Source organism: Magnetospirillum gryphiswaldense MSR-1 v2 (genome assembly GCF_000513295.1).
In the GTDB taxonomy this organism is placed as follows: Bacteria; Pseudomonadota; Alphaproteobacteria; order Rhodospirillales; family Magnetospirillaceae; genus Magnetospirillum; species Magnetospirillum gryphiswaldense.
The window spans coordinates 1,541,456-1,552,950 of the sequence record NC_023065.1; the positions used below are offsets into that span (position 1 = coordinate 1,541,456).

Annotated in this window: 12 protein-coding genes and 1 tRNA gene; 3 read left to right on the top strand and 10 right to left on the bottom strand. The window is 64.9% G+C overall.

Annotated features, from left to right (window positions below; translation table 11 throughout):
• Window positions 1–43: 43 nt before the first annotated feature.
• From MGMSRV2_RS07410 to MGMSRV2_RS07420, 3 genes are read right to left on the bottom strand one after another with little or no spacing between them, the layout of a single operon-like run.
• The gene (locus MGMSRV2_RS07410) at window positions 44–841 is read right to left on the bottom strand and encodes a trypsin-like serine peptidase (RefSeq protein WP_024079745.1); all 798 of its coding nucleotides are present in this window, start codon (window positions 839–841) and stop codon (window positions 44–46) included.
• Window positions 838–1,803: a mitochondrial fission ELM1 family protein gene (locus tag MGMSRV2_RS07415; RefSeq protein ID WP_024079746.1), complete on the bottom strand. Its 966-nt coding sequence runs from the start codon at window positions 1,801–1,803 to the stop codon at window positions 838–840. The genes MGMSRV2_RS07410 and MGMSRV2_RS07415 overlap by 4 nt, the downstream gene beginning before the upstream one ends.
• The gene (locus tag MGMSRV2_RS07420) at window positions 1,800–2,579 is read right to left on the bottom strand and encodes an enoyl-CoA hydratase-related protein (RefSeq protein WP_024079747.1); all 780 of its coding nucleotides are present in this window, start codon (window positions 2,577–2,579) and stop codon (window positions 1,800–1,802) included. Before MGMSRV2_RS07420 ends, MGMSRV2_RS07415 begins: the two co-directional genes overlap by 4 nt.
• A gap of 91 nt (window positions 2,580–2,670) precedes the next feature.
• Here MGMSRV2_RS07420 and MGMSRV2_RS07425 point away from each other — a divergent pair, with 91 nt between their 5' ends.
• A complete protein-coding gene (locus MGMSRV2_RS07425) occupies window positions 2,671–3,360 on the top strand; it encodes an orotate phosphoribosyltransferase (protein ID WP_024079748.1) in 690 nt (229 codons plus the stop codon).
• A 131-nt stretch (window positions 3,361–3,491) separates the two neighbouring features.
• On the opposite strand, the gene MGMSRV2_RS07430 is transcribed toward MGMSRV2_RS07425, so the two are convergent.
• The 3 genes from MGMSRV2_RS07430 to MGMSRV2_RS07440 all read right to left on the bottom strand — a co-directional run bounded on the left by MGMSRV2_RS07430 (window position 3,492) and on the right by MGMSRV2_RS07440 (window position 5,568).
• The gene (locus tag MGMSRV2_RS07430; protein ID WP_024079749.1) at window positions 3,492–3,908 is read right to left on the bottom strand and encodes a hypothetical protein; all 417 of its coding nucleotides are present in this window, start codon (window positions 3,906–3,908) and stop codon (window positions 3,492–3,494) included.
• 188 nt (window positions 3,909–4,096) lie between these two features.
• Window positions 4,097–4,684 carry a GNAT family N-acetyltransferase gene (locus MGMSRV2_RS07435; RefSeq protein ID WP_024079750.1) on the bottom strand — a complete coding sequence of 196 codons (588 nt, stop codon included), beginning with the start codon at window positions 4,682–4,684 and terminating at the stop codon, window positions 4,097–4,099.
• Entirely contained in the window at window positions 4,681–5,568 is an 888-nt protein-coding gene (locus MGMSRV2_RS07440) for an N-formylglutamate amidohydrolase (protein ID WP_024079751.1), read from the bottom strand. Before MGMSRV2_RS07440 ends, MGMSRV2_RS07435 begins: the two co-directional genes overlap by 4 nt.
• 133 nt (window positions 5,569–5,701) lie before the next feature.
• Between MGMSRV2_RS07440 and MGMSRV2_RS07445 the strand changes: the two genes are divergently transcribed.
• A tRNA-Val gene (locus MGMSRV2_RS07445) sits at window positions 5,702–5,776 on the top strand.
• A 141-nt stretch (window positions 5,777–5,917) separates the two neighbouring features.
• Here MGMSRV2_RS07445 and tnpC read toward each other — a convergent pair.
• The 4 genes from tnpC to MGMSRV2_RS07465 all read right to left on the bottom strand — a co-directional run bounded on the left by tnpC (window position 5,918) and on the right by MGMSRV2_RS07465 (window position 10,505).
• Window positions 5,918–7,525, bottom strand: a complete 1,608-nt coding sequence (gene tnpC, locus MGMSRV2_RS07450; RefSeq protein ID WP_024079059.1) for an IS66 family transposase — start codon at window positions 7,523–7,525, stop codon at window positions 5,918–5,920.
• A 57-nt stretch (window positions 7,526–7,582) separates the two neighbouring features.
• Window positions 7,583–7,930 (bottom strand): IS66 family insertion sequence element accessory protein TnpB, encoded by a 348-nt coding sequence (tnpB, locus tag MGMSRV2_RS07455; protein WP_024078582.1) that lies wholly within the window; start codon window positions 7,928–7,930, stop codon window positions 7,583–7,585.
• On the bottom strand, window positions 7,927–8,292 hold the full coding sequence (tnpA, locus tag MGMSRV2_RS22385) for an IS66-like element accessory protein TnpA (RefSeq protein ID WP_024079338.1): 366 nt from the start codon (window positions 8,290–8,292) through the stop codon (window positions 7,927–7,929). Before tnpA ends, tnpB begins: the two co-directional genes overlap by 4 nt.
• A gap of 482 nt (window positions 8,293–8,774) precedes the next feature.
• Window positions 8,775–10,505: a sensor histidine kinase gene (locus MGMSRV2_RS07465; RefSeq protein ID WP_024079752.1), complete on the bottom strand. Its 1,731-nt coding sequence runs from the start codon at window positions 10,503–10,505 to the stop codon at window positions 8,775–8,777.
• A 268-nt stretch (window positions 10,506–10,773) separates the two neighbouring features.
• Here MGMSRV2_RS07465 and MGMSRV2_RS07470 point away from each other — a divergent pair, with 268 nt between their 5' ends.
• The gene (locus MGMSRV2_RS07470) at window positions 10,774–11,487 is read left to right on the top strand and encodes a response regulator (RefSeq protein WP_024079753.1); all 714 of its coding nucleotides are present in this window, start codon (window positions 10,774–10,776) and stop codon (window positions 11,485–11,487) included.
• Window positions 11,488–11,495: the final 8 nt, after the last annotated feature.

An 11,495-nucleotide genomic window follows, 5' to 3' on the forward strand; every position in this document is an offset into this window, starting at 1 on the left:
GCGCCGCTGATCGGCCTCGATCAGCGGGATATAGTATAGCGGTTCACCGGAGCAGGTCGATAACCGGCCCATCCATGGGGCGAGCCAAAGGCCCGGATTGACCGGGGCTTTGCGCCCCCAGACGCACCGCCTCGGCGGTGAAATCGGCCACCGCCACCGCACCGCCCAGAAACCGCCCGCCGCCCATGCCGAAGGTGGCCACATGGATGGCCGCCAGGGTTGGCACCCCGGCCCGCCACACCAACACCGGGGCGCCGGAATCGCCCTTCACCGCGTCGCAATCATGGGTAAGCGCCCCTTCCGCCAATTTGCCGGTGACGCGGCAGCCCACATGGGCGGCGGGGATATGCGCCTTGTCCTGACCATACCCCACCGTCACCAATCGATCGGCGGCATTGGGCGAGGTGCCCAGCCCGACCCAACCGACCTTTTCCCCCAACGGCTCGGCCAGAACCAGCAAGGCCCAATCCTTCGACGCCAGTTCCGCCGAATAGGGCAGATCGAAACGCCAGCCCGGGGCGATCAGGGTTTTCTCGACCGGGGCGAAGGCCAGATACTGGCCGCGATCATAGCCGGCAACGAAGCGTAATGACGACGCCGGCATGGGCTGGCGCGTCTTCTTGTTCCACAGGCAATGGGCGGCGGTCACCACCAGCCGGGGGCCGATCAGCATGCCGCTGCAATGCCCGCCCTGGCCGTTGTTCAGGCGCCCAACCGCGCTCCATGGATATTGACCGGCAACCACCTCGACGCGGTCATCAGCGCCTTTGATACCGTTCAGATTGGCGGCCATGGCGATTGTCGGCAGCACCAACGCGATAACGACGACCCATGCCTTCACGGCAACATCCTTTCCACCATGGCGGCGATGTCGGCGGCGGCATTCAGGGGCGGATGGCGCCATGGTGCCACCTCCTGCCCCGCTTCCGGCAGCGGACGGGCATAGCCCTGGTCGTAAAGCTGCCGGTGCAGACGGGCGTGCTTGTCCACCACCCAGCCCGCCGGCGCATAGAGATAGACCGGGGCGGGGCTGGCGCAGGCCTCGCAGGCCATGGACACCGAATCCCCGGTTACCACCAGGATGTCGGCCAGGGCGAGAAAGCCGAAATAGGGATTGTCGCCACCCGCCGCCCAGGAATGGATGAAACGCGGCTCGACAACCGTGCCCAACAGCGCCGCTTCGGCCTGTGGGCTGGTGCGGCGACTGGTGGTGACCAGCAGCGACCCGCCCACCGCCAGGGCACCGGCCCGACGGCCCAGATCGGTGGCCATGGCGGGGGTGAACGGGCGCTTGCGGGTGTCGCCACCGACGATCACCGCCACCCACGGACGCGGCAAAGAGGCGAAGCGGTCGCGCCAAAGCTCGGCCGCCTCGGCCAGCTTGGCGGCGGTGACCCGGTGGGGCGCACCGGTGATGGGCAACACCCGCGCCCCGGCCAAGCCGCTATCGTCGTGGCGCGGCACGGCGATCAGATCGAAATCCCCGCGCCCGCCCGGACCGGGGTCCATGATCTGCACCAGCTTGGCCGCCGATTGCCGCTTGATCCAGCGGGCGACCGGCGCGGTACGGCGACCGGCGGCGATGACCAGACGCGGCCAGGGCGCCGTCAGACCGGCCCGGCTGGCGGCGGCCACCCCCAGCAGGCTGGCGCCACGCAGGATGTTGGGCAGCCTTGCCCAGCCGTCATAGGCGATGGACTTGATGGTGAACGGACGGCCCAAGGCCTCGGCCACACCCAGGCACTGGCCCACATTGCCGGCACGGTCGTCGGCCAGCACCCAGATGTCGCCTTGATGGGTCATTTGCCGGTAAAGACCGGCTTGCGCTTTTCCTTAAACGCCGCCTGACCCTCGCGGTAATCATTGGTGTCGAGGAAATCGTAGCACTCATCCAGTTCGGCGGCGGTGATCGGGGCCGGATCGGCCAGACGCTGCAACAGGCGCTTGTGCCAGCGATTGACCAAGGGCGCGCCGCCGGCCATGCGCTTGGCCGCCGCCAGCACCTCGCCTTCCAGCGCCTCGTCATCGTAGACGCGGTTGACCAGACCCTTTTGCAAGGCTTCCTCGGCGTCGAAGATACGGGCTTCCAGCAAAATCTCGGCGGCCACCGCTGGGCCGGCGACGGCGCGGATGACGGCGATCTCCGGATAGGCCATCACCACCGAAATCTTGTTGATGGGCACGCCGAACTTGCCCGAACGCGCCGCCAGCCGCATGTCGCAGCAACAGGCCAGCTCCAGCCCGCCGCCGACGCACGGACCGTAAATCATGGCGATCACCGGCTGCGGACAGTTCTTCACCGCGCTCAAAGCGCCGCGCATGATGACGTCATAGGCCTTGGCCTGATCGGCATTGGCGCGCAGGGTGTCGAATTCCTCGATATCGGCACCGGGGGCGAAAGCCTTGGTGCCGGCACCGCGCAAGACGATGGCGCGGACATCGCATTCGGTGGACAAATCCAGGAAGGCTTCGGTCAGTTTCCGCCATACCGGCAGGTTCAACGCATTCATACGATCGGGGCGGTTGATGGTCACGGTGGCGATGGCGCCGTCGCGGCTGACCAGGATCTCGTCGGACATTTCGCTTCCCTTGTTGTTTGCCGTCTTGCAGGAAGGGGCGATTGTGGCCTATAGAGCCCCAAGCCGACAACCCAGTCGAAAGGCCGGACACATGCAAACCGCTTCCCGCACGCCCGAACACAAGAAGGCGGCCCTGACCACCGCCCGTATTTTGTTGGAGATCAAGGCCGTCAACTTCCGCCCGGAAGAGCCTTATACCCTGACCTCGGGCTGGGCCAGCCCGGTCTATGTGGATTGCCGCAAGGTCATCAGCTTCCCCCGCGCCCGCCAAAAGATCTGCGAGTTGGCCAGCAACGCCATCCTGCGCGAAGTGGGCTATGAAAGCTTCGACGCCGTCGCCGGCGGCGAAACCGCCGGCATCCCCTATGCCGCCTGGATTTCCGATCGGCTGATGGTGCCCATGCTGTACGTGCGCAAGAAGCCCAAGGGCTTTGGCCGCAACGCCCAGATCGAGGGCGAGTTCGCCAATGGCGCCCGCGTGGTGCTGGTGGAAGACCTGGCGTCCGACGGCGCCTCCAAGGTCAATTTCTGCAACGCCCTGCGTGAAGCCGGGGCCGAAGTCAGCCATGCCTTCGTCGTCTTCTTCTATGGTGTCTTCCCCGGCGCCCTGAAGGCGCTGAACGAGACCGGCGTCGAGCTGTCGTATCTGTGCAATTGGTGGGACGTCCTGGAAGTGGCCGAACAGGATGGCCTGTTCGACCGCAAGACCCTGGAAGCGGTACGCAGCTTCCTGCACGATCCGGTGCAATGGTCGAAGCTACACGGCGGTCGCGCCGAGTAAAGCCGCCGATCCCTTTGATCGTCCGCAAACCCCGCCCTCACCGGCGGGGTTTGTTTTTGCCTGTCCCGTCGGAATCAAAAACCCCCGCCGATGGCGGGGGTGAAGCGGTCCGATTATTCGGACGGGTGCTTTCAGGCCGCCTGGGCACGGCAGATATGGGCATCCAGGCGCTCCAGCAGCCACTGGCTGAATTCCGCCTTGGCATGGGTACGGCGATGCTGGCGCCAGGCGTTCAGCATGACGCTCATGACGCCATAGGCCGCCGACTGGGCGGCGAAGATACCGGCGAAGCGGCGATTGAGAGCGATGAAGTCGCTGGATTGCCCCTGAGCCACCGCCAGGGATTGATGGCGCAGCTCTTCGCGATGGCGCACCAGTTCCGGACCATCGGCGAGAAAACCGATCACCCGCCACAATTCGCGGTTATAGGTCAGGGCATCGGCCATGCCGCCCAATTGCTCGGCCCGTTCCAGACGAGTCAGCCCAACTTCAAGGGCCACAGCCACTTCAACATCGACGCAGATGTCATTGCGCTGACCGATCGACATGGTTCGTTCCTTCCCAGACCATTTCCACTGCCCGATACTCTTGACCGGTTGAGAACCAATATGCCGGGAATCAACCACGCCGCACAGATGCGCATGTGGATAGAGGGCCACCGCCATTACGACCAGAGACCCTACGCCCAGTAGGATATAAACTACGCCTTTAGAAGTAGTTTAAAACAGCGCCGACATTAAAAGTCGTCATGCCGGGGCAGTGGCGGGGCGGAACCGCCATCGGGCAGCGGGCGGTCGTCGTCACCCAGCACGCGGTGCATGATGACCACATCGACCCAGCGCCCGAATTTCAGCCCGACGCCGCGCAGCACGCCTTCCTGGCGAAAGCCCAAGGACCGGTGCAGACCGATGGACCCCTGATTGGCGGAATCGCCGATGACCGCGATCATGCGGCGATAGCCCAATTCGGTGCAGCGGTCGATCAAGGCCCCCAGCAGCGCCTTGCCGATGCCACGGCCTTGGACGAAGGGGGCGACATAGATGGAATCCTCGACCGTATAGCGATAAGCCGAGCGTGGACGCCAGGGCCCGGCATAGGTATAGCCCAACACCTCGCCGTCATCTTCGGCCACCAGATAGGGCAAGTTGCGATCGACCACGTCATCACGGCGCCGCCGCATCTCGGCGACCGACGGCACCTCTTCCTCGAACGAAGCGGCGCTGCGGGTGACATAATAGGCATAGATGGCCTGAACCTGATCCATATCGGCCGGTGTGGCCGGGCGCACCAGCACCGGCAAAGGGGATTGCACCGCCTTGCTCATGGAAAGGCCTGCCGGCGGGTCAAATCGGCGATGGCCGCCACCACGCCGTCCAGATCTTCGGCCAGCGGGGCAAAGCCGATGGTACGGGTGTGATCGGCCTCGTTCATGTAAAGCGCACGGTTCAGTTCGATCTGCACGGCGTGGCACCCCTGGCGGGGCTGCCCGTAATGGCGGGTGGTGTAGCCGCCGGCATAAGGCGAATTGCGCACCACCCGATAGCCACGCCGGCGGAATGCATCCTCGATCACGGTGACGATGGGGCCGGCACAGGCGGCGCCGAAGCAATCGCCCAAGACCACGTCGGCGCCGACGACGGACCCGTCGCCCACATCGACCGGCGCCCCCGAACTGGGCATGGAATGGCAATCCACCAACAATGCCCAGCCGAAACGGCGCTGCGTCGCCTCCAGCAGGCGGCGCAGCATGTGGTGATAGGGACGATAATAGCCGCCGATGCGGCGTTCGATTTCCGATGCCGGCAAACGCCCGGCATAAATATCGGCCCCCGACGCCACCACCTTGGGAATGGTGCCCAACCCGGCGGCAACCCGGGGGGACCGGGTATTGGCTCCCTCGGGCACCCGACCGGCGAACATGGATGGGTCAAGTTCGTAGGGTTCACGGTTGGGATCGCAAAAGGCGCGCGGAAACCGGGCAGCCAGCAACGGCGCCCCATGGCGCGGCGCGGCGGCGAACAATTCGTCGACGAAGGAATCCTCGGACCGGCGCAAGGCCCGTGCATCCAGGCGCGCGGCGGCGATGAAATCGGGAGTATAGTCGCGGCCCGAATGGGGCGAGGAAAACACCACCGGCACCGTCTGCTCGGACGGAGCAAGGACGGTCAAAACCTGATCCAGGGCCGGCAAGGTGATGTTTTGATCCATGCAAACGGTTTAGCAGGTTGCACCCCATCTGTCACAGGGGGAGTGAAGTGAAAAAAAACCGAAACAGGGGGGTTGCCAACCCCATCAAAAGCCGTTAGAAGAACGGCCCTCAGCCACGAGCACCGTGACTGACGGGCGGTTAGCTCAGCGGTAGAGCACTACGTTGACATCGTAGGGGTCACAAGTTCGATCCTTGTACCGCCCACCACCAAAGCCCCAGGGGAAACCCTGGGGCTTTGTCCGTTTCAGTCGGCCTTTGCCTGTGTTTTTACCGGCCTGGATTTGCTAAGGTTGTGCTCTTCTCCACATCTGGTATCCATCCGGTGAAGGACGCAGGGGGGGGGCGGCGTCAGGCGGCGACGGCGGAGGCCGGGTTGGCGTTCCGCCAGTTCCAGGGCAGGAGTTCGTCGATGCGGCTGGCGGGGTGACCCGCGATCCGTGCAAGGACATCGGCCAGCCAGGCTTGCGGATCGATGTCGTTCATCTTGGCTGTGACGATGAGGCTGTACATGGAGGCGGCACGCTGTCCACCGCGGTCGGACCCGGCGAAGAGCCAGGACTTCCGGCCGAGCGCGATGCCACGAAGGGCGCGTTCGGCGGAATTGTTGGTCATGCAGACGCGGCCGTCGTCGAGGAAGCGGGTGAAGGCGGGCCAGCGTTTCAGCATGTAGTCCATGGCCTTGGCAAGATCGTTGCCTCGCGACAGACCGGCGCGCTTCTCCGTCAGCCATCGTTCCAGGTCGGCGACCAGGGGGGCGCTGAGCTCCTGGCGGATCGCCCGCCGCCGGTCGGCGTCCTGGCCGCTGATGGCGCGCTCGATCTCGAACAGGGCGTCGATGCGCCGGACCGCCTCCAGCGCCAGGGGCGAGATCACCGAGGCAGCCCGGCCCTCGGCCTTGCGGCGGGCATTGGCCGCCAGGTCGGCTAGGGCGAAGAACGGACGCCTCGCATGCGCCCAGCAGGCGGCCTCCAGGATTGGCCCGGGTTTTCGGTCGGGCAGGTAGAGTGCGCCATAGCCCCCATAGGCGTCCGCCTGGAGCAGCCCGGCATACCCAGCGAGATGGGCCTGGGGGTGTTCACCTCTCCGGTCGCGCGAATAGTAGAACATGGCCGCCGGTGGTGCCGGTCCGCCGAAGGGGCGGTCGTCGCGGACATAGACCCAACATCGGCCGGTGTCGGTCTTGCCCTTCGCCAGGACGGGCACCGTGGTGTCGTCGCCATGCAGACGCGCGGCGGCAAACACATGGGCCTCGATGCGCCGGATCAACGGCTCCAGGGCGGCGCAGCCGGCGCCCACCTGGTCGGCCAGCGTGGACAGGCTGAGCGGCACACCCTCCTTGGCATAGCGCTCGGCCTGGCGGTTCAGCGGCTGGTGCTGCCCGAACTTCTCGAACAGGATCATGGCCAGCAGGCTGGGGCCGGCCCAGCCGCGCGGGGTCACATGGAAGGGCGCCGGCGCCTGGCTGATCTTCTCGCAGTCCCGGCAGCTGAACTTCTCGCGGACCCGCTGGATGACCTTCCACTGGCGCGGGATCACCTCCAGGGTCTCGGTGACGTCCTCGCCGATCTTGCGCAGACGGTCACCGCCGCAGCAGGAGCAGGCCGACGGAGCCGGCTCGACCACCCGCTCGCGCGGCAAATGCTCGGGAAACGGCTTGCGGGCAGGCCGGTTGCGGGTGAAGGCCGCCACGTTGGTGGTGCGCGCCGCGGCCTTCTCGGCGGTGATCTCGTCCTCGGTGGCCGCCGCCGCCAGTTCCTCGAACGCCAGCTCCATCTGGTCGATCAGGCGGGCCGAGCGTTCCGCCTGGGGGCCGTAGAGTTCGCGCTTCAGTTTCTCGATCTGCAGCTTCTGGTGCGCGATCAGCGCCTGGTCCTCGGCGGCCCTGGCGCGCGCGACCGCCAGCTCCGCCCTCAGGGCGTCGATGTCGTCTGTCGGGGTCTCGCGGCCGATTTCCATGCCCCAATGGAATCATAAAACCCGGCCGCTGACTCGCTAAAAATGTGGGTTTCCGCCCTATCCGGCACTTCGCGGGCGGAAGGTGTGGCGCGGGTTGCGCCAGTCGATCCCGTCGAGCATGTAGGCCAGTTGGGCCGACGAGATCGCCACCACGCCGTCAGCCGGAGAGGGCCAGATGAACCGCCCCTTCTCCAGGCGCTTGGCGTACAGCGACATGCCCAGGCCGTCGTGCCAAAGGACCTTGATCAGATCCCCCCGAGCACCCCGGAAAACGAACAGGTCACCGGCGTGGGGATCGCGGCCGAGCGCCTCCTGCACCTGCAGCGCCAAGCCGTTCATGCCGCGCCGCATGTCCGTCCGCCCGACCGCCAGCCAGACCCGGACGCCCGTCGGAACCGGGATCATCGCCGCTCCAGCACGTCCAAGACCCGGCACAGCAGCTGGGCACCGACACCATCGCCGACACGGACACGGTAGCCACCAGCCAGATCGATCTCCACCACGCCGGCAGAAGAAGAGGCTTCCTTCCGCCCGGAGGCCGCCATGTCCTCGGCCACCACCACCGGCACCATATGGGCCGGCACCGTCTCGCCCTGTTGTCCCCCGAAACGCTTGCGCCAAGTGAAAACCTGATTGTCGTTGACCCCGTACCGCCGCGCCACCCCGGCCACAGAGGCCCCGGGCTCGTAGGTCGCCGCGACGATCTCCCGCTTCAGATCCTCAGGCCAAGAACGGTTCCGCCGCCGCCCGGTCGAGTTTCTGTCCATAAATGAATCCGTGGACACTTCCGCCAACTTCAACGCCAATCAGGCGATCAGCTTCGCCGAAGCTCACCCGGCCGGGAAGGCGGTCCACGCCGGAGGGATACAATAAAAACGACGCCCATATGCATATGCCGTTATCGGCGCGCCTCGGCGAAGATTTTGTGACTGAGGCCCCTGTCCCCGCAATTCCACGATGACGCAAAAATAAAGGGGGGGAGCCTTGGGGTGCTCCCCCCCTTTGCTGCCTGCCGCCGGTTTCTTGGGGTTCGGGGACGAAACCGGCGGCGACAAGAATGGAGGAAGAACGTTTGGGGGCCGTTCTTCCTCCTGAAGTTTTCCGCTGCACTGGGGTTCGGGGACGTGACAGGCGGAAAACCCCATGGGCATCGGGGATGAGAGAGGCCCCGTTGGGGGACGGAACCTCTCTCGAACGCTTGTTTCCGGCTTTGGGGTTCGGGGACAGACGGAAACAAACGATGGAAATTCTATTCGGCGGCCTTCACCTCCCCGTCCACCACGGTCAGGCGCAACGGCTTGCGTCGGGGCAAGGAAAAGCTGAAGGTGCTGCCTTCGCCCAAAGTACTGTCCACCCAGACCTTGCCGCCCATGTGCTCGACCATGCGGCGCACGATGGCCAGACCGATGCCGGTGCCGCCGCCGTCGATACCTTCGAGACGGTGGAAAATTTCAAACAGCCGGATACGGTCGCGCGGATCGATGCCGGCACCGTTGTCGCGCACCGAAAACACCAGGCAATCGCCTTCGCTGCGGGCACTGACATGGATCAGCGGCTTGCGACTTTCGCAGCGATAGCGGATGGAATTGTCCAAAAGCTGGGTGAAAATCTCGGCCAGCGCCCGTTCATCGACCAGGGCCGAAGGCAGCGGATCGACCACGATCGTGGCGCCGGTGCTGCGAATCTGGTCGGCGAGCCGATCCATGGCGGTGGACACGGCGGTGGACACCGCCACCTCGCCATCACAATCGGGAATTTGGTCGACGGCGACAAAGGCTTCCAGATCCTTCACCAGCTTGCGCATGCGCTGGGCGCCGTCAACCACGTGGGCGACATAGCCGCGCCCCTCATCGTCTAGGGCCGAGGCCACGTGACTGGACAGCAACTGGGCATAGGCGACCACCCGGCGCAACGGTTCCTGAAGATCGTGGGCGGCGACCTCGGCGATACGTTCCAGATCGGCGACATAACGGCGCAAACGGACACGGCTGGCCAGCAATTCCGCTTTTTTCACCGCCAGATCGGCAGCAATGCCTTCCTGCGCCCGGACCATGCGGTAAAGCGCGATCAGGGCGGCGCCCAAGGCCAAGGTCACAGCCGCGCCGATCAAGAGATGCCACGTGACCGAACGGTCATAGACGGCCATGGCCTCGACCTTCGAACGACCGACCAAGACCGAAAGCGGCACATTGGGCAGCGGACGCAGGCTGCTGATGCGGTCGATACCGTCCAGCGGACCATTGCTTTCCAGCGTCGTCGCTTCCTGCCGGCGCACCGCTTCCAAGATGGCGCCGCCTTGCAGGCTTTTCCCCAGAAAGCCGCCACCGCCATGAGAGGCGACGCGAACCACACCGTCAGTACCGATGACGGCAATGGCACCGTTTTCACCCACATCAATGGAGCCGTAAATGTCGCCCAGATAATTGGGATCAAGGGAAACCACCAACACACCGGCGAAATTGCCATGGCCGTCTTCAAGCCGGCGGGTCAACTGGATCGACCACTTGCCCGAAGCCCGGCCCAGCACCGGCTTGCTGATGAACAACTCGTCCTTGACAGCGGCTTTGTGGACGCGGAAATGCTCGCGGTCCGACAAATCCATGTGCGTAAATCCCGGCACGTTGCTGTCGGCCAGCATACCGTCGGCATCGATGCGGGCGATCTGCACCGAAACCCGCTTCAGGATGACATTGTTGGCCACCGACCGATTGAGGTCGAAACGATCGGGCGCCTGCTGAAACTCGGCCCGCAAATAAAGCAGGGTCTGGTCCAGGCCGGCTATGGTACGCTGAATGTGTTCGTCAAAGGCACGGGCCAGATTGGCGGTGTCGGCACGGGTATCGGCCAGCACACGGGTGCGTTCCGAACTCAGGCTGGCATAGATGGCCACCCACACCATGACCAGCAGCGCCGCGCCAAACCAAGCGACGGCCCGCGCTGCCCGCAATTTCACCGCGCCCACGGGGGTGGCGGCAATCATAGCCACCCCCCCCGAGGACGCGAGGCCGCCGCCCTGGCCCCGGCTTTGAAGCCAAGAACCAACGCCCATCCCTGTGCGGCGGCGGCCATCCCGTAAAGGCGGGAAACTGCACTGTGGTCGATACGCGTGGACATCGTCACGCTGGACCTCCTCAATTCGTGGGTTTACTTATAACTGCCCCCTTTCAATGGAATATCGGGTGTGCTTGAATTCGTGTGAAACACGATGTCAACAACATGTAAACATCCGCAGATAACTTAGGAGAGACATGGTGAACGCCCCAGTCAAAGCGCATGTCCTGATCGTTGAAGACGAACCGGTGACCCGTGCCAAACTGGCGGCGCATCTGATCTCGGAAGGTTTTCAGGTCAGCGAGGCCGCCGACGCCCGCGACATGCGCACCATCGTCTCGCGCACCATCCCTGATGTGGTCTTGCTGGATATCAATCTGCCCGACGAAAGCGGCCTGATCCTGGCCCGTGACCTCAGGGCCAAGTCGTCGGTGGGCATCATCCTGGTCACTGCCCGCCAGGACGAGACCGACCGTATCGTCGGCCTGGAACTGGGGGCCGACGATTACATCACCAAACCGTTCAACGCCCGCGAACTGGCGGTGCGGGTGCGCAACCTGATCCGTCGCGTCGCCCCCAGCATGGCGGCCGAGCGTCAGGCCAGCGGCGTCTATACCTTTTCCGGCTGGAAATTGGATTGCGACGCCCGCCAACTGATTTCGCCCGAGAGCGAGGCGGTGCGGCTGACCCGGGGCGAGTTCGACGTGCTGGCGGCCCTGGCCCGCAATGCCGGACGCGCCCTGACCCGCGACCAGTTGCTGGACCTGACCCAGCATGACGGCGAAGCGGTGATCGACCGCACCATCGACGTGCTGGTCGGTCGTCTGCGCCGCAAGATCGAGGCCGATCCCAAGCATCCGGCGATCATCGTCACCGTGCACGGCATCGGCTATCGGCTGGCCGGAAGCTGACGACAGCT

Bases quoted from the DNA above. Each gene is read 5' to 3' on its own strand.
- MGMSRV2_RS07415 (WP_024079746.1), bottom strand. From the start codon at position 1,803: ATGACCCATCAAGGCGACATCTGGGTGCTGGCCGACGACCGTGCCGGC.
- MGMSRV2_RS07420 (WP_024079747.1), bottom strand. From the start codon at position 2,579: ATGTCCGACGAGATCCTGGTCAGCCGCGACGGCGCCATCGCCACCGTG.
- MGMSRV2_RS07425 (WP_024079748.1), top strand. From the start codon at position 2,671: ATGCAAACCGCTTCCCGCACGCCCGAACACAAGAAGGCGGCCCTGACC.
- MGMSRV2_RS07430 (WP_024079749.1), bottom strand. From the start codon at position 3,908: ATGTCGATCGGTCAGCGCAATGACATCTGCGTCGATGTTGAAGTGGCT.
- MGMSRV2_RS07435 (WP_024079750.1), bottom strand. From the start codon at position 4,684: ATGAGCAAGGCGGTGCAATCCCCTTTGCCGGTGCTGGTGCGCCCGGCC.
- MGMSRV2_RS07440 (WP_024079751.1), bottom strand. From the start codon at position 5,568: ATGGATCAAAACATCACCTTGCCGGCCCTGGATCAGGTTTTGACCGTC.
- tnpC (WP_024079059.1), bottom strand. From the start codon at position 7,525: ATGGAAATCGGCCGCGAGACCCCGACAGACGACATCGACGCCCTGAGG.
- tnpB (WP_024078582.1), bottom strand. From the start codon at position 7,930: ATGATCCCGGTTCCGACGGGCGTCCGGGTCTGGCTGGCGGTCGGGCGG.
- tnpA (WP_024079338.1), bottom strand. From the start codon at position 8,292: ATGGACAGAAACTCGACCGGGCGGCGGCGGAACCGTTCTTGGCCTGAG.
- MGMSRV2_RS07465 (WP_024079752.1), bottom strand. From the start codon at position 10,505: ATGATTGCCGCCACCCCCGTGGGCGCGGTGAAATTGCGGGCAGCGCGG.
- MGMSRV2_RS07470 (WP_024079753.1), top strand. From the start codon at position 10,774: ATGGTGAACGCCCCAGTCAAAGCGCATGTCCTGATCGTTGAAGACGAA.